This is a genomic window from Paracidovorax valerianellae, assembly GCF_900102625.1.
Classification (GTDB): domain Bacteria; phylum Pseudomonadota; class Gammaproteobacteria; order Burkholderiales; family Burkholderiaceae_C; genus Paracidovorax; species Paracidovorax valerianellae.
Genome location: NZ_FMZC01000004.1, coordinates 399,388 through 415,657, shown reverse-complemented (window position 1 = coordinate 415,657; position 16,270 = coordinate 399,388). Strand labels below are relative to the sequence as shown.

Below are 16,270 nucleotides of genomic sequence, written 5' to 3'. Positions count from 1 at the left end.
TCGTGGCCCGGCACGGTGATGGGGCGGCGCCGCTGCGGGAAGGCCCGCGCTCAGCCGCCACCCGAAGCCATGGTCGCACAGGGCGCAGCCCGCGCACAGCAACGCGGCGGCGCCGATGGCTGTCGGGCAGACGCCCATGGCGGGAGCGGCCGGTTCCTACAGCGCCGCCAAACGCCGGGTGATACAACCTTCGGATGCCTTTTTCCCTGATTTCCGGCGCGCCGCAACGCAGTCGCCTTTCCTTTGCGGAACGCTGAGCATGTCCACTTCCAAGCGCCTCAAGATCGGTCTCTCCGCCTGTTTTTCGCACGCGGACCCCGCCCGCTCGCTGTTCACCAACAAGACCCTGCAATACGTGGAGCAGTCCATCGCGCACTGGATCATGTCCGCCGGCGCAATGGTGGTGATGGTGCCCTGCCCCACCGGCGAAACCGCCCGCGGCGACGTCACCCTTGCGCACTATGCGGACTGGCTCGACGGCGTGGTGATGCACGGCGGCGCCGACGTGTGGCCCGGCACCTATGGCGAAGTGCCGCTGAAAGATGCCTGGCTGGGCGACCGCATTCGCGACCTGTACGACCTCGCCGTGGTCGAAGCCTTCGAGCAGGCGGGCAAGCCGATCTTCGGCGTGTGCCGGGGGCTGCAATTGATCAACGTGGCCTTCGGCGGCACGCTGTACCAGGACATCGAAACCCAGCACCCGGGCGCCCAGCAGCACCGCAACGCGGTCACCTACGACCAGCATTTCCATGAGGTGGAGCTGGTGCCCGGCACCCGCCTGTCGCAGATGTACCCCAGTCAGCAGCGCGTGGTGGTCAACAGCATCCACCACCAGGGCATCAAGAACCTAGCCCCCGGTTTCGAGATCGAAGCCTGGAGCCACCCCGACGGCGTGCCGGAGGCCATCCGGCGCCGGCCGGATCGGGGGCGCGGCTACATCGCGGCCACGCAGTGGCATCCGGAGTTCTTCAAGCCCGGCTCGTCGCAGACGATGGACGACGCCCCGATTCTTGAAGACTTTCTGGCCGCATGTTCGCGCACCAAAGTGCGGCCGCTGCCCGGGCACAGCCCCTTTCAGATCCGCGACCGCGCCGCGCGATTGCTGCGCCAGGCGCTGCTCCTGCGCCGGTAACACCGAAAAAACACAGTACGGCCGAGCGCCTGAAAACGATAGCAGCCGCGCCAGCTAGCACGGCAGCGGACGGTCTTTTCTCTCATCCAAACCTAAGTCTCCATTTTCCGATCAGTTGTTTCAAATTGTTAAAAATGCGAAGCTCTGGCGTGTAAATGTGCAATAACTGTGTCCGGAGACATTTGCAGCCTTGAATGCTGCGGGGCCAAGCACCCTGTCCCATCGAATTTTTCTTCCTGTGTTTAGGAGAAAGCGATGCAAAAGAGAGACGTGCCCGCAGGCGCAACGCCGAGCGGAAAATGGAGCCAGACACCCCCAGGACAGACGTTGCGCGGCCTTCCCGCCGCCGCGGCGATCAGCCTGGCGTTGGTCTGTGGAGCGGGATCTGCTGCGGCGGACACGCTCACCGGTAATTTGCAGGCCACCATGCGCATCAGCACGGGCTGCGTCATTTCGGGCAGTTCGGGCGGGCAGTCGGGCGTGAGCTTCGGCACGCTGGACTTCGGCACCCAGCCCGCGACGTTCTCGGGCACGGTGAGCGCCGCGCCCACGGGCGGCGCCGGCGGGGCCGGCACCACGCAAATCCTGTGTTCGCCCGAGATCACCGTCATCAGCGTGACGGTGAGCGGCGGGCTGCATGCCGGCCAGGGCGCCGGGGTGGGCGTGGGCACGCGGGCGATGAACTCCGCGGCGGCGTACATCCCGTACGAGGTCTACCAGGACGCCAGCCACACCACGCCCTACCCGCTCAACACGCCCGTGGCGAATGTCGCCATTCCCACGGCGGGCGCCGCGTTCAATTTGCCCATCTACGGGCAGGTCAACAAGACCGGCAGCCAGTCGCTGCCTTTCGGCGCCTACACCGACACCCTCGGGGTGACGTTGACGTTCTGACAGCTCGGCGGCCGGCCGAGCGCCCGGCCCGCCCGGAGAAAAGCATGATGCAAGCCATCGGACGGCACAGGGCGTTGCCTTGCCGAAAGGATTTCCTTCGCACGTTTTCGACCCATCGGTTCACCCCCGCGAGTGCTTCATGGGCACTGCGGGCACTGCGGGCGATGCGGGCGATGCGGGCGATGCGGGCGATGCGGGCGATGCGGGCACTGTGGGCGCTGTGGGCACTGGCCGCCGCCCTGGCGGCCTGGCCCGCTGCGCCCGCCCGCGCGGCCACGCCCATCCCCACCACGGCGACGATTCCCGTCAGCGCGACGGTGGCGCGCGGCTGCCAGATTTCGGGCAGCTCGCAGACCACGGGCCTGTCGTTCGGCATGCTGGACTTCGGCGTGCATTCGCCGGTGCGCACCGGCACGCACAGCGTCATGGCCGCCGGCGGGCCGGGCATGCAGGCCCAGGTGCTGTGCACGCCGGGCACCACGCTGCAGGTGACCATCAACGCCGGGCTGCACGCGAGCGGCGCGCAGCGCAGGCTCTCCAACGGTTCGCAGTTCATTCCGTACGCGCTCACGCTCATGGCGGCCGGCACGCCGGCGCTGCTGCCCAACGTGGTGGCGAACATGGCGCTGGGCGCCACGCCCACGGCGCTGCCCATCCAGGCGACGGCGACGTTCCCCGGTTCGGGCGTCGGTGCGGGCACCTACACCGATACCTTGCAGGTGACCTTGTCGTGGTGACGATTCCCCCTTTCCTACGGCGGCTGGCGGCTGCCCTCGCGTGGGTTCTGGCCGCCGCCGCAGCCGCCCCGGCAGGGGCCGCCACGCCGATCATGATCTGGCCCGTGGACCCGGTCATCACCGGCCCGCAGCGCGCGGTGGCCCTGTGGCTGGAGAACCGCGGCAGCACGCCGGTATCGATGCAGGTGCGCGTTTTCCAGTGGCGCCAGGCCGACGGCAAGGACCAGTTCGATGCGCAGCGCGACGTGGTGGCGAGCCCGCCCATCAGCCACATTCCGCCGGGCCAGCGCCAGATGGTGCGGCTGCTGGCGACGCACCCGGTGCCGCCCCGCGCCGAGCAGACCTTTCGCGTGCTGGTGGACGAACTGCCCGCCGCGGACGCGCCGGTCCCCGAAGGCCCCGCCAGCATTCCCGGCCCGCCCGAGCGGGCCACCGCCGATGCGGCGGCGGTGGCGGTGCGCCTGCAGATCCGCTACGCCATTCCGCTGTTCGTCTACGGCCCGGACACGCTGCCGCGGCGCCTGGCCGACGCGCGCTCGTTGATCGATGGCACCGCCGTGCTGGAGCCCGACCTGTCGTGGGAACTGAGGCCGCAGGGCCGCGCCAGCCAGGTCGTGCTGACCAACCGCGGCCCGGGCCACGCCCGCATCACCTCGGTGGGCTGGACGCGCGCGGGCACGCCCGCCACCCCGCCCAAGGACGTGCTGAATTACGTGCTGCCGCAAAGCCAGATGCCGCTGGACGTGGCAGCCCCTCCCACGCCCGGCCACACCCTGACGGTGACGGTCAACGGGCGCGAAGCCCAACTGCCCCGTGCATCGCAATGAACCGCGCCCTGTCTCGCTGCGTGCCCGCGTCGCCCGCTGGGGGTTGCTGGTGGCTTGCCTGCCGCGCCTGCTCACCGCGGCGGACTACCCCATGCCGGACGCGAAACCCGGCGCGCCCGCCACGCTGTACCTGGAACTCGTGGTCAACGGCAAGACCACCGGCGAGGTGGCCAACGTGCTGCAAAACGGCTCGCTGTACGAGATCGACGCGCAATTGCTGCGCGAGCTGCACATCCAGACCACCATGCCCGACGGCACGCGCGTGGCCGTCAACGCCCTGCCCGGCGTGGTCACCGAATACGACAGCCTGGGCCAGCGCCTGCTCATCCAGGTGCCGCCCCACTGGCTGCCGCGCCAGGACCTGGCCGACGCCCGCGAGCCGCTGCAACTGGCCGGGGGCACGGGCCTCCTGCTCAACTACGACGCCTACGCCATGACCACGCAGGGCCGCACCACGTCGTCCGTGTGGTCCGAGGCCCGGTACTTCGGCCCGATGGGCGTGGTGTCGAGCACGGGCATCTTCCGGCACGGCTCGACCGGCTTTTCGACCGGCTTCGTGCGCTACGACACGCAATGGGCCCGGCCGGACACCGAGGCCGCCACCCAGACCCTGTACGGCGACCTCATCACCGGCGCGCTGCCGTGGACCACCCCCGTGCGCATGGGCGGCGTGCAGTGGTCGCGCAACTTCGGCATCCGACCCGACCTGGTCACTTACCCGCTGCCTGCGTTCTCGGGCCAGGCGGCCGTGCCTTCGGCGGTGGACGTGTTCATCAACGGCTTTCGCGCGGCGAACCGCACCGTCGCGCCCGGCCCCTTCACGCTGGGAGAGCTGCCCACCGTGAACGGCTCGGGCACGGCCTCGGTGGTGACCACCGACGCGCTCGGCCGGCAGGTGCTGACCTCGGTGCCGTTCTACGTCAACACGCAGCTGCTGCGGCTGGGCTGGAACGACTATTCGCTGTCGCTGGGCGCGCTGCGGCGGGCCTACGGCTTTCGCAGCCTGTCGTATGGCCGGCCGCTGGCCTCGGGCGTGTACCGCCACGGCGTGACCGAGGCCTTCACGGCCGAGGCCCAGGCCCAGGCCGGGCGCGGGCTGAGCGTGGCTGGGGTCGGCGGCCTCGTGCGGCTGGGCCTGTGGGGCGTGGCCAATGCGGCCATCACGCGCGGGCAGTCCGAGCGCGACCGGGGCGGCTGGCAACTCGCGGCCGGCTACCAGTTCCAGAGCACGCGCGGCGGCATCTCGGTGCAGCAGTTGCAGCGCACTCCGGGTTACGGCGACGCCAGCACCTATGCCGACGACGGCTTTCAACTGCCGCGCCGCACGCGGCAACTCGATGCCAGCCTGAACCTGGCGCGCGGCTCGGTCAGCGTGGGCTGGGTGGACCTGCAGAGCCGCGAGGGCCAGCGCAGCCGGCTCGCCTACGCCGGCTACAGCACGCCCGTGGGGCAGAACGCCTACGTATCGGTCACTGCCGGGCGCACGGTGGAAACCGGCCAGACCCAGGTGCGCCTGCAACTCACCTACCTGCTGGGGCCGAACACCAGCGCGCAGGCGGCCGTGGCCCGCTACGGCGACGGCGCCACGCAACTGCAGTCGAGCGTGCAGCGCACCGTGCCGTCGGACGGCGGCTTCGGCTGGAGCCTGGGCCACACGCTGGGCGGCGAGTCGAACCGGTACCGCCAGGCCTCCGCCCAGTACCGGGGCGACACGCTCACCGTGCAAGGCGGTGCCTACGGCATGGCCGGCCACGCGACCCGGTTCGCGGGCGCATCGGGCTCCATCGGGCTGATGGACGGCTACGCCTTCGCCTCCAACCGCATCAGCGACGGCTTCGCGCTGGTCTCCACCGAGGGCATGGCCGACGTGCCGGTGCTGTTCAACAACCAGCGGGTGGGCCGCACCAACGCCCGCGGCTACCTGCTCGTGCCGGACGTGCCGGCCTACTACGAGGGCCGCTACGAGATCGATCCGCTCTCGCTGCCGGCCGACGTGCACACCCCCACGCTGGAAAAGCGCGTGGCGGTCGCGCGCGGCACGGGCTCGCTGGTGCGGCTGCCGGTGATGCGCATGCGCACCGCCACCATCACCCTGGTCGATGCCGGCGGCGCGCCGCTGCCCGTCGGCGCGGCCGTGGTGCACGAACAAGGCAACGTGCCCACCGTGGTGGGATGGGACGGCGTGGTGTACCTGACCGCGCTGCAGGCCCGCAACACGCTGGTCGCGCGCCTGCCCGATGGCGGCGTGTGCCGCGCGGCGTTCACCGAACAGGCCTACGCCGCCACGCGGGATCTGCGCGTGGTCTGCAGCACGGGCGAAGCGCCGGTGGCGCCGGCCGAAGGGGTCAAGCTGTGACGGCATGGCGCTCCCTCGCCGGATGGGCCGCACGGCTCGCCGTGTGCCTGGCGGCGCTGGGCGCCGGCGCGCCCGCCGTGGCCGCCGTGTGCAGCTATGCGGAAACGGGCGCATCGCTGGGCACCGTGTCGTCGTTCGCGGTGCGCGACGGCAGCGTCAGCACCTCGGGCAGCTTCGGCATCACCTGCGGCAGCGGGCTGCTCTCGGTGCTGTCCACCGACAGCCTGCTCCGGGCCACGCTCACCAGCGACAACGGCTTTCTGCTGCGCAACATCGCCGACACCACCAAGACCGTCGGCTATCAGGCGGGCAACGGCGGCGGGCTCACGTATTCGTCGGGGCTGCTGGTGATCAACGGCTCGGGCGCGAACATCCTCACGCTGCTGCCCAACCGCAAGGCGACCGTGCCGCTGCAGATCGCCACGCTCGGCGCCAACGTGCCGGCCGGCACCTACCGCGACACGCTGCGGGTGGCCTGGGTTTACAACCTGTGCGACGGACTGGGGCTGATCAGCACCTGCCTGGGCACCGTGTACGCCGGCTCGGCCACGCGCACCGTGACCGTGGAGCTGCAGGTGACCAACGACTGCCTCATCACCCCTGGCGCCATCAACTTCGGCACGGCCGCACTGCCCACCGGGTTCGGCGAAGCGGCCTCGCAGGTCGCGCTGGTGTGCACCACCGGCATGACCTACACCGTGGGCCTGGGGCCGGGCAGCAACCCCAGCGGCGGGCGGCGGCAGATGGCCAACGGGGCCAACCGGCTGGCCTACGACATCTTCTTCGGGTCGGGCACCACGCCCTGGGGCACGGCGGTGGGTTCGCGCGTGGCCAGCAGCCAGGCCACCGCCGGGCCGGCCGGCGGCATCGCCAACGGCACGGGCTCGCACCTCTTTCCGTACCGGGCCCGCGTGTACCCGGACCAGCCGGCGCCGGTGCCCGGCATCTACCTGGACAACGTGGTGGTGGACGTGCAGTTCTAGCGCGGGCGCCGTGCCGGCATTGGAGCCAAATCGGCCTCCAGCGCAATCAAATCAACGGTGTTACGCTATTATTTTAATAGCAAATCGATCCGCTCAATGGTGGTGGCCGTGACCGCCGTGCACGTGGCGGTGCGTCACTTCCTCGGGCGTGGCGGCGCGCACTTCGGTCACCTTGCACGAAAAGCGCAGCGCCTGGCCCGCCAGCGGGTGGTTGCCGTCCAGGTGCACCTCGGGGCCCTTGATCTTGACCACGTTGAAGACGCGCTCCTGCCCGTCGTCGCCCGCGCCGCGCAACTGGCCGCCCACCTTCACGCCCGGCGGGAATTCGCTCTTGGGAATGGTGCGCACCAGGCTTTCGTCGCGCTCGCCGAAGGCATCGGCGGCGGCCAGGTCCAGCGTGGTGGCGAAGCCCGTGGCCTGGCCGTCCAGCACGGCCTCCACCTTGGGGAAGATGCCTTCGTACCCGCCGTGCAGATAGGCCAGGTGCCCGGAATCGAGCGGCTTGCCCTGCGGCGTGGTCACCTTGTAGCTGAGGGTGACGGCGGTGTCTTTGGAGATGTTCATGGAGTGTTCCGGCGAATCGATGAATCGGCAAAGGCGGCAGGCACTGCGCGCCCGGCGGTCAGGCGTGCATTGTCGAACAAGGCGGGCGCAGCCCCAAGCGGCCGCCCCTGAACCCGGCCGACTTCAGGCGTCGTTTCCGTAGATGAGAAAGCCCGCGTGCCGGGCCACCTGGTCGTACAACCGCCGGGCGGTCACGTTGGTCTCGTGCGTTTGCCAGTACACCCGGCGCACGCCCGCGGCCTGCGCCGCCGCGTACACCCCTTCGATCAACTGCCGCCCTACGCCCTTGCCGCGTGCGCCGGGGGCGGTGAACAGGTCCTGCAGGTAGCAGGTGGGCTCGATGCGGGTCGTGCTGCGGTGGAACAGGTAATGGACGATGCCGCACACCGCGCCCTCCGACTCGGCCACCAGCGCGAAGACCGGCTCGGCCGGATCGAAGAAGCGCGACCACGTCGTGCGCGTGATCTCGGCGGGCAGGGCCGTGGCGCCCTCGCGCCCGTAGAAGGCGTTGTAGCCGTCCCAGAGCGGCTGCCAGGCGGCAAGGTCATCGGGCCGGATGGGACGAACGAGAACAGGACTGGACATGGCTGGAGAGGGAATGATGGAAAAGGGGCCGGAGTATGCGGCAACCGGCCGGCGTTCCCGCGGCGGCGCGCCGCTACTTCCTTCGCCCGAACTTCGGTTTGCCCGCCTGGCGGACGAGCAGTGCGACCACGATGACCACCATCAGCAGAAAAGCGTAGTTGCCCAATACCTGGAAGGCGCCCCAGGCGAGGATCGACAGCAGCACGCAGAGCAGTAGAAACAGAAGGCTATTCATGGCACGTCATGGAAGTGGGGCCGGCGCAATTCTGACGCCAACCCCAAAAGTCACGTAACCGATACCTTTACACCAGAAGGCAGCAAGATTAACTGCCTGGCGTCCGCACGGCTCACACCGGCGCAGGAACCTCCGGTGCCGCATCGCCCGGCCGCCGCGCGAAACGGCCGGCATCCGCGCCGTGCACCGGGGCCTCGTCGCCCCAGGGCCAGCCGCCGAAGCCGGTGCGGCGGTAGTCGGCCACCGCCTCGGCGATCTCCTGCTGCGTGTTCATCACGAAAGGGCCGTACTGCACCACGGGCTCGGCCAGCGGGCGGCCCTGCAGCAGCAGGAATTCGGCGTCGGCCGCGCCGCCGTTGCGCAGCTCCACCGCATCGCCCGCGCGCAGTTCGATGGCGGCGTGCGCCACCGGCTGGCCCGCCAGCGTGACGCCGCTGCCGGCAAAGAAGTACAGCATGCGGCGCGTGCCCTGGCCCGTGGCGGCGGGCAGCGTGAAGCGCGCGCCGGGCTCCAGGCGCAGCGTCCAGATGGCCACGTCGGCCTCGGCCTGCGCGGCCCACGAGCCGGGCGGCGGCGCCAGGGGCGCGGCATCGCCCAGCCGGCCGGCCACCACGGCGACATGGGTGGCGGCGCCGTCCGCGCTGCGGTCCACCACGCGCGGCATGTCGCCCGACCAGAACATGGTGAAGTGCGGGGCCACGCGCTTGTTGGCGGCCGGCAGGTTGAGCCAGATCTGGAACAGCTCCAGCGGGTTGGGCGCCGTGCGGTCCAGCAGCGGGAACATCTCGGAATGCACCACGCCGTCGCCCGCGGTGAGCCACTGCACGTCGCCCTGGCCGAAGCGGGCCGCGGCGCCCAGCGAATCGGCATGGTCGATGAGGCCCTTGCGCACGATGGTCACGGTCTCGAAGCCGCGGTGCGGGTGCGGCGGAAAGCCGGGCACGACGTCGCCGTGGTACATGCTCCAGCCGTCGCGGCCCGAAAAGTCCTGGCCGATCTGCCGGCCGTGCAGCGGGGCATCGGGCCCCAGCGCGGCATTGCCGGGCGGATAGGCGTCGTCGTGGTGGGCGCAGAACAGGAACGGGTCCACCGTGGGCCACAGGGCGCCCAGGGGCTGGGTGTTCAGGATCGGGGTGGTGGCGGTCGTGGGGTCGGTCATGCGGAAACTCCGGTGGGCGTTGCGCCGGCCGCGCGATCACGCACGGGGCCAGGCAAGGCGGGCAGGCGCAGCGATGGCCGCGCGGTCTTATCCCACATGGGGGCTGCGGGCGGCTCTGCAACGCGGCGGTGGCGCAACGCACTGGTGCAGGCATGGAACGGTGGCGCCCGAGCCCGAGCCCGAGCCCGAGCCCCAGCCCGGAACGCCCGCGCTCTCCGCTCAGTCCTGCAGCGGCTGGTTCAGCTCCGTGCGCCAGGCGGCGGGGTCTGATCCGGTTTCGGGGCCGGTCAGGTAGCACTCCCACAACTCGGACGTGGGCCGCAGGCCCTGGCCTTCGATCCATTGCAGGAACTCGCCCCAGGCCTGGGCCAGGTCTTCGTAGCGACCGCAATGCACCGTGCGGGCCACGCGCATCGCCGGCCACTCGCCCGGCTGCATGCGGCCCACCGGGCCGACCGGTGCGGCCACAGGCACGCTGATTTCGAAGTCGAACGTGTCGGTGGGCCGGCGCCGGTGGTGGGTGAACCAGGGTCCGGCGGGCGAGACGCCCTGCGCGGCGATCGCGTCCATCAAGTCGCGCACGCCCTGGCCCATGACCTGCTGGATTTCCTCGCGCGTGCAGGTGACGTGGATGAACGCCGTGTGGCGGGCGGGCAGGTCGGCGATGTGGGGCGTTTCGTTCATGGGGTAATGGGTCGTTCAAGCCGCGCGGGCGTTAGAGATCAGTCAATTCATCAAATCAGGCGGCGGGGTTGCACACCACCATCCACGGCACGCCGAAGCGGTCGGCCACCATGCCGAACGCGGGCGAAAAGAACGTCGGCGCCAGCGGCATCTGCACCTGCCCGCCGTCGGCCAGCGCGGCGAACAGGCGCCCGGCTTCGGCGGCGTCGTTGGGTGAAAGGGACAGCGACACGCCCTGGAACACGGGCTTGCCGCCGTTCATGCCATCGGAGGCCATGAGCGTCGTCTCGCCGATGCGAAACGCCGCGTGCATGACCTTGTCGCCCGGTGGCGGCGACGATGCGCCGCCGCAGCCGGCGTTGGCACCCTCGGCGGGCGGCTCGGGGTTGTCCTTGAAGCGCATCAGGCCGGTGACCTCGGCGCCCAGCGCCGTGCGGTAGAACTCGAGCGCCTCTTCGCAGCGGCCGTCGAAAAACAGGTAGGGCTCCACTTTCATCGCTGTTCTCCTTGCGGCCCGTGCCGGGCCCGTGGCGGCGCCCGACACCATTGTGAACACCGTTCACAAACGATAACTGCGTCAACTCAGCCCGTCACCAGGGAATTCCCGGGCCCTAGCGCCTTCCAGCCAAAACGGCCTCCAGCGCACGTCCGGCAAGCACCTTGACTCCTATTTCGATAGCAACCGTCAGACGTCCGCCGCGATGGCGGGTTCGCCGTGGCCCAGCGCGTCCAGGTTGATCTGGATCTGCGGCACGTCGGCCAGATCGGGGCTGCGGCCGTCCGACAGGTCTTCCAGCGCGGTGAACTGGCCGTCCAGGTACAGGAAGGTGACGGTGTTGGCCAAGTCGGCCAGGGCGTCTTCGGCGCTGGGGAAGCCCGAGCGCTCCACGTGGTCGCCGCCGTCGAGTGCATAGCCGTACTGGCCTTGCGCCTCTTTCAGTTCGCCCAGGTCGATGAGCTTGTCCCGCACGTTGCTGGCGTACACGCGGCCGTTGGCCGCGTAGAGCGTGAAGGTCTGCGCGGCGCGCGCCGCAGGGGAGATGGAGGAAGCGGGCATGGGACTCGTCCTTTTCAAACAGAAGGCTGCGGCCGGTGAAGGGGCCTTGCGCGACGGGCCGGCCACGCCCGTCTGCGCCACGGAACCTGGAATCTGGAGCCTGGGTTATGGCTGCTGCTGGTCGGCGGCGCTGCTGCGATCGCGCGTGGCCAGCCACCAGCCATAGGCCAGCCCTGCCACGCCCAGCGCGGCGACGGCGGCCATTCGGCTGTCGCGGTGTTCGCGGTGGCCGCCGTCGATGGCGGTGCCGCGCGAGGGCTCGAACAGGTTGCCGTCCGAGTTGGGCACGGTGCGCGCGCGGCGCAGTGCGGCATCGGTCAGCCAGCGCATGGCGCGGCCCACCGCGGCGGGCGCCACCGCATGCGCGATGCGCCCGGGCAGCGCGGGCGCGCCCAGCCAGGTCACGTCGCGCGGGCGCGTGGCCAGGCCGACGATGGCGTCGGCCACGCGGCGCGGGTCCACCATGGGCAGCGGCGGGCGGATGCTGCGGCCCGTGTAGTTAGCGCCGTGGGCCAGGCCCGGCGAATCGACGAAGGTGGGCGCCACGTCGCACACGTGCACGCCGGGCAGGTCGGAGACTTCGGCGCGCAGGCTTTCCGACAGGCCGCGCACGCCGAACTTGCTGGCGGTGTAGGCCGCGGCGTAGGGCGCCGGCACCCAGCCGCCCATCGAAATGAGGTTGACCAGCGTGCCCCGGCCGCGCTCGCGAAAGTGCGGCATCACCACGTGCGCGCCGTGCAGGTGGCCCAGCAGATTGGTTTCGAGCACGCGGCGGTGCGCGGCCACGGGCACGTCTTCGAACCGGCCCACTGCGCCCACGCCCACGCCGTTCACCCACACGTCGATGTGGCCGAAGTGGCGCAGCGCCTTGGCCAGCAGCGCCTGCACTGCCTTGGGGTCGGTCACGTCGGTGGGCACGCCGATGGCGGTGCCGCCCTCGGCCCGGCACTCCATCGCCACGGGCGACAGCGTGTCCGCATCGCGCGAGGCAAGCACCAGGCACGCGCCGCGGCGCGCGAAGGCCAGCGCCGTGGCGTGGCCGATGCCGCTCGATGCACCCGTGATGACGACGACGGTGCGCTCGGGCAGGGGAGTGGCGGCGTTGCCGCCTTCGACGGGCGGCTCGGAATCGGAATCGGGGGCGGAGGAGCGGGCAAAGAACATGGGTCCGGGGGTCCTTGAAATCAGTCGTGGCTTCGGACGGCGCGGGCCCCTGGAACGGCAGGGAGCGAAGGCGCCGCCTTCCAAAGCTGTTTTAAGCCCCGACCCCGGGGCGCTGGCGTAGGACGGTGCCGGAAAGGCGGTGGACCGGTTTCAGGGTTCACCCGATCGATGCCGGGCGCCGCGGGCTTGCGCCGCGCTTCAAGCCCAATCGGCCTCCAGCGCAATCAGTACTAGGGCACGTAGCTATCAAAACAATAGCAACCGAACATCCACTGACATCATGGCCAAGGGCCCGGTGCAGGCGCCTCAGCGCCCCACCACGGACCAGCCGGCGCGCTGGTCGGTCTTGTCGTTCTCGTACTCCCACGCCGTGCCGCAGCGGTCGCACTGGTAGCGGGTGATGGTGACGATGCCGTGGTCGCGCTCTTCCTTGCGGTTGCCGCGCTGCACCAGCTCGGCGTGGCCCGGCGCGCGGCGCCAGTTGCGCTGGATGCCGGCGCAGCTTTCGCACAGCTCCATCTTCTTCAATTCGCTCTGTCGAGCCGGGTCCTGGGTCATGGGTTTTCTGCCGCGTTGGGAATGAGGGGTGCCGCGGGCGCGCTGGGCGAAGGGCCGAAGTGCAGCCGGGACGAGGGCCGCTACTTTAACCAACGGCGCTGCGGGCAGCCACCGCCAAGCGGCGCAGGCCCTCCCGATCGATCCGCCTCAGGCCGTCACCGGCTGCTGCACCTGCAGGAATCCGCCCGGCGGCTGGCCACCGCCGGGCACGGCCCAATGCAGCGTGCGTGCGGGCACGGCGAACTCCACGCCCAGCACGGCCAACTCGCGCATCAGCGACAGGTTGATGCGCTGCTGCAAATCCATGTACAGGTTGTAGCCCGGGTCGAGCACGATGTAGACCACTTCGTACTTGAGCCCGTTCTCGCCGAAACCCTGCAGGTGCGCGCGGTCGAAGCGGGCCTTGTCCTCGGCTTCGATGATGCGGCGCGCGGCCTGCGGAATCGCCTCGGCCTGCTCCGCCGTGGTGCCGTAGGGCACGCTGAACTGGAACACGATGCGCCGCTCCTGCATGTAGCGGTAGTTGTTGATGGTCTGCTTGAGCAGGTCGGTGTTGCTCATCACCACCTGCTCGCCACTCAGGCTGCGGATGCGCGTGGTCTTGAGGCCGATGCGCTGCACCGTGCCGGCCACGCTGCCCACCACGATGAAATCACCGGCATCGAACGGCTTGTCCACCGCGATCGCCAGCGAGGCGAACAGGTCGCCCAGAATGTTCTGCACCGCCAGCGCCACCGCGATGCCGCCCACGCCCAGGCTGGCCACGAACGCGGTGATGTTCACCCCCAGGTTGGACAGCATGGCCAGCAGCACCGTGGTCCACAGCAGCGTGCGCAGCCCCCACGACAGCAGCGTGGCCGATGCGCTGAACGGTGCCGCATCGCCCGCCGCCGCAACCCCGTGCTGCGCCCGGTAGCGCGCAATACCCAGGCCCACGGCGCGCGTGCCCCACAGCCCCACCTGCAGCGCCAGCGCCAGGAACCACAGCTGGGCCACGCGCGTGGCCCAGCGGCCCGGCAGGTCGAGCAGGCTCACGCCCACCAGCACGGCCGCCACCAGCACCAGCAGCCGGCTGGTGCCGGCCAGCAGCTCGTACACCACGCCCGCCGTGCGGTGGTTGCCGCCCTCGGCCAGCCGCCGCGCGCGGTTCACGGCCACGCCCAGCAGCAGCGACATGGCCAGGTAAGCCCCCAGCGCGGCCGCCACCGCCAGCGCGATGCTGACCAGCGACAGGCCCCAGAGCGTCTCGGTCTGGAACCACGAGGTGAAGGACGGCGTGTTCATGAAACTCCTCGAAAAATAAAATGCCTCGGCAGCGCACGGAACGCGGCCGGCGACAGGGCGGACCAAAAAGGGGCAGAGGGTGCCCGTGGGACAGCGGGCGGTGCCGCAGGGACGGCGCATGAACGGCTCACCAGAGCCGCGCCGGAATGGCCCATCGTAGAAAACGAGGCACCGGGCAGGAGTAGGACCATGCCGCACATGCCCGGGTGGGGCAGCGCTGCGGCAACGGCCGCACATGCCGCACATGCTGCACACCCCACCGGCCGGGCCGCGTGGCTCACGGCCTCATCGCACGTTCAAGGCACCGGTTTGGGAGAGAACCGCACCACCAGTCCCTTGTCCGTCACGGTGATGCTGCTGGGCTGCATGCCCAGGCCATCCGGCAGGGCCAGGTCCTGCGGACGCAACTGGTGCAGCACCACTTCGCGCAGCGTCTGCTCGGCCAGTTGCGGGCCGTACACGTCCAGCATGTCGGCCGCCTGGGGCTGCAGCCCTTCCAGGCGCAGCGCGTTCACATGCAGCTGGTGCGCGCGGATCGTGCGGTCCGAGGGCTCGTAGCGCAGTGCGAAATCCACATCGAATGCACCGCTGTAATGGCGCTGCAGCAGCGGGCCGGAGGCCGTCACGTCCATGTCGGCGTTCAGCCGGTTCTGCTGCGGCAGCAGCCGCAGCCGGGGCGCCTGCACATCCAGCGTCATCAGCCCGCCCAGCGCATAGCGGCGCGGAAACTTCTCGGCCACCGCTCCCTGCATCTGCTCGGCCGAGATCGTGTAGCTGGGCTGCGCCCCGGCGCGGGGCGCCACGGCGAACAGGCCCAGCGCCAGCAAAGCGCAGGCCGCGGCGAAAGCGCGGCGGTGCAGGGCATGGAAGCGGTGACGGGGATGCAGGGGGTGTGAAAGCGATCGAACAGCAACCATGTGGTGGACACCCTCGTGTGCGAGAAAAGAAAGACCGGCAGCGGCCGAAGGATCACCGGCCATGGCGGTGACTGACCCTTGCCGCGCCGCGCAGTTCCCCAGGGCTGGAAGCAGGGCGTAACAGGACGAGTACGCCCCGTCCGTCCCCACGGCCTGCCCTGCCCCTGCGCCAGCCCGCTACCCGGCCATGCGCAGCCGCCGCGCTGCGTCCTCGGCCCGGGCATCGTCGATCTCGCGCATGACCGCGTGCAGATCGACGTCGGTGTGCTGGCGCTCGTAGCGGCCGGTGAGCACGGTCTCGTTCGTCAGTGCGCCGCGCTGGTACAGGCTCCAGATTTCGGGGCCGTATTCGGTGGTGCGCAGCTCGGGCGCGAACTGGCCGAAGAAGTCGCGCAGGTTGGCCACATCGCGCAGCAGCATGCGGGGCGCATGGTTGTTGCCGGCCGCGTCCACGGCCTGCGGCAGGTCGATGATCACCGGGCCTTCCGCGCCCTCGGCGCCCTCGCCGTCACCTTCGCCGGGGGTGTGCGCCAGCAGGATGTTGAATTCGGACAGATCCCCATGCACCACGCCCGCGCACAGCATGCGCACGACCTCGGCGATCAGCGTGGCATGGTGCCTGCGCGCCTGCTCGGGCGTGAAGGCCACATCGTTCAGCCGCGGCGCGGCGTCGCCATGCGCATCGGTCACCAGCTCCATCAGCAGCACGCCTTCATGGAAATTGAACGGCTGCGGCACCCGCACGCCGGCCGCGGCCAGGCGGTAGAGCGCATCGACCTCAGCGCTCTGCCAAGCGGCCTCCTGCTCCTGCCGGCCGAACTTGCTGCCTTTGGCCATGGCGCGGGCCGAGCGCGAATTCTTGACCTTGCGGTTCTCGGTGTAATCCACCGCCTGCCGAAAGCTGCGGTGCGTGGCCTCTTTGTAGATCTTGGCGCAGCGCGTTTCGTCGCCGCAGCGCACGACGTACACCATGGCTTCCTTGCCGCTCATGAGCTGGCGCACCACGGTGTCGATGAGTCCTTCCTCGATGAGGGACTGGAGTCTGGGGGGAGCTTTCATCAGGGCATTTTGCGCCCTGGGAGATCGCGCCTATCCTCCCGGGCTGGCCGCACCAGCGAGGCAACCCGCACGCAC

The 16,270-nt window shown here is 70.2% G+C and carries 18 protein-coding genes; 6 read left to right on the top strand and 12 right to left on the bottom strand.

All coding sequences use genetic code 11. The features are described 5' to 3' along the window. Positions 1–259 precede the first annotated feature (259 nt). From BLT03_RS09585 to BLT03_RS09560, 6 genes are all read left to right on the top strand, one after another. The gene (locus BLT03_RS09585; RefSeq protein WP_092742785.1) at positions 260–1,132 is read left to right on the top strand and encodes a gamma-glutamyl-gamma-aminobutyrate hydrolase family protein; all 873 of its coding nucleotides are present in this window, start codon (positions 260–262) and stop codon (positions 1,130–1,132) included. A gap of 255 nt (positions 1,133–1,387) precedes the next feature. Beyond that, positions 1,388–2,026, top strand: coding sequence for a Csu type fimbrial protein (locus tag BLT03_RS09580; protein ID WP_092742782.1), 639 nt, complete (start codon positions 1,388–1,390; stop codon positions 2,024–2,026). A 200-nt stretch (positions 2,027–2,226) separates the two neighbouring features. Next, complete coding sequence (locus tag BLT03_RS09575) at positions 2,227–2,763, top strand: spore coat protein U domain-containing protein (protein ID WP_175537714.1); 537 nt, start codon at positions 2,227–2,229, stop codon at positions 2,761–2,763. Continuing rightward, entirely contained in the window at positions 2,760–3,590 is an 831-nt protein-coding gene (locus tag BLT03_RS09570) for a fimbrial biogenesis chaperone (RefSeq protein WP_245711306.1), read from the top strand. The genes BLT03_RS09575 and BLT03_RS09570 overlap by 4 nt, the downstream gene beginning before the upstream one ends. Further along, positions 3,577–5,946: a fimbria/pilus outer membrane usher protein gene (locus BLT03_RS09565; RefSeq protein ID WP_245711305.1), complete on the top strand. Its 2,370-nt coding sequence runs from the start codon at positions 3,577–3,579 to the stop codon at positions 5,944–5,946. Before BLT03_RS09570 ends, BLT03_RS09565 begins: the two co-directional genes overlap by 14 nt. Continuing rightward, positions 5,943–6,929 carry a Csu type fimbrial protein gene (locus BLT03_RS09560; RefSeq protein WP_175537713.1) on the top strand — a complete coding sequence of 329 codons (987 nt, stop codon included), beginning with the start codon at positions 5,943–5,945 and terminating at the stop codon, positions 6,927–6,929. Before BLT03_RS09565 ends, BLT03_RS09560 begins: the two co-directional genes overlap by 4 nt. Before the next feature lie 93 nt (positions 6,930–7,022). Here the strand turns inward: BLT03_RS09560 and BLT03_RS09555 are convergent, their stop codons facing one another. The 12 genes from BLT03_RS09555 to BLT03_RS09505 all read right to left on the bottom strand — a co-directional run bounded on the left by BLT03_RS09555 (position 7,023) and on the right by BLT03_RS09505 (position 16,195). After that, the gene (locus tag BLT03_RS09555; RefSeq protein ID WP_092742772.1) at positions 7,023–7,493 is read right to left on the bottom strand and encodes an FKBP-type peptidyl-prolyl cis-trans isomerase; all 471 of its coding nucleotides are present in this window, start codon (positions 7,491–7,493) and stop codon (positions 7,023–7,025) included. 123 nt (positions 7,494–7,616) lie between these two features. Next, positions 7,617–8,078 (bottom strand): GNAT family N-acetyltransferase, encoded by a 462-nt coding sequence (locus tag BLT03_RS09550; RefSeq protein ID WP_092742769.1) that lies wholly within the window; start codon positions 8,076–8,078, stop codon positions 7,617–7,619. Between the two features lie 73 nt (positions 8,079–8,151). Next, on the bottom strand, positions 8,152–8,313 hold the full coding sequence (locus BLT03_RS24445) for a hypothetical protein (protein WP_175537712.1): 162 nt from the start codon (positions 8,311–8,313) through the stop codon (positions 8,152–8,154). 112 nt (positions 8,314–8,425) lie between these two features. After that, positions 8,426–9,472, bottom strand: coding sequence for a pirin family protein (locus tag BLT03_RS09545; protein WP_092742766.1), 1,047 nt, complete (start codon positions 9,470–9,472; stop codon positions 8,426–8,428). A gap of 219 nt (positions 9,473–9,691) precedes the next feature. Continuing rightward, entirely contained in the window at positions 9,692–10,156 is a 465-nt protein-coding gene (locus BLT03_RS09540; protein WP_092742763.1) for a GyrI-like domain-containing protein, read from the bottom strand. Positions 10,157–10,211: 55 nt separating this feature from the next. Further along, the gene (locus tag BLT03_RS09535) at positions 10,212–10,652 is read right to left on the bottom strand and encodes a VOC family protein (protein ID WP_092742760.1); all 441 of its coding nucleotides are present in this window, start codon (positions 10,650–10,652) and stop codon (positions 10,212–10,214) included. Between the two features lie 189 nt (positions 10,653–10,841). After that, positions 10,842–11,213, bottom strand: a complete 372-nt coding sequence (locus BLT03_RS09530) for a hypothetical protein (RefSeq protein WP_092742757.1) — start codon at positions 11,211–11,213, stop codon at positions 10,842–10,844. A gap of 105 nt (positions 11,214–11,318) precedes the next feature. Further along, positions 11,319–12,377 carry an SDR family oxidoreductase gene (locus BLT03_RS09525; protein WP_092742754.1) on the bottom strand — a complete coding sequence of 353 codons (1,059 nt, stop codon included), beginning with the start codon at positions 12,375–12,377 and terminating at the stop codon, positions 11,319–11,321. A 306-nt stretch (positions 12,378–12,683) separates the two neighbouring features. Beyond that, positions 12,684–12,935 carry a hypothetical protein gene (locus BLT03_RS09520; RefSeq protein WP_092742751.1) on the bottom strand — a complete coding sequence of 84 codons (252 nt, stop codon included), beginning with the start codon at positions 12,933–12,935 and terminating at the stop codon, positions 12,684–12,686. A gap of 147 nt (positions 12,936–13,082) precedes the next feature. Then, positions 13,083–14,219 carry a mechanosensitive ion channel family protein gene (locus tag BLT03_RS09515; protein WP_092742748.1) on the bottom strand — a complete coding sequence of 379 codons (1,137 nt, stop codon included), beginning with the start codon at positions 14,217–14,219 and terminating at the stop codon, positions 13,083–13,085. A gap of 296 nt (positions 14,220–14,515) precedes the next feature. Beyond that, positions 14,516–15,136 (bottom strand): DUF1439 domain-containing protein, encoded by a 621-nt coding sequence (locus BLT03_RS09510; RefSeq protein ID WP_245711304.1) that lies wholly within the window; start codon positions 15,134–15,136, stop codon positions 14,516–14,518. A 177-nt stretch (positions 15,137–15,313) separates the two neighbouring features. After that, entirely contained in the window at positions 15,314–16,195 is an 882-nt protein-coding gene (locus BLT03_RS09505) for a PA4780 family RIO1-like protein kinase (RefSeq protein WP_092742745.1), read from the bottom strand. Positions 16,196–16,270 lie beyond the last annotated feature (75 nt).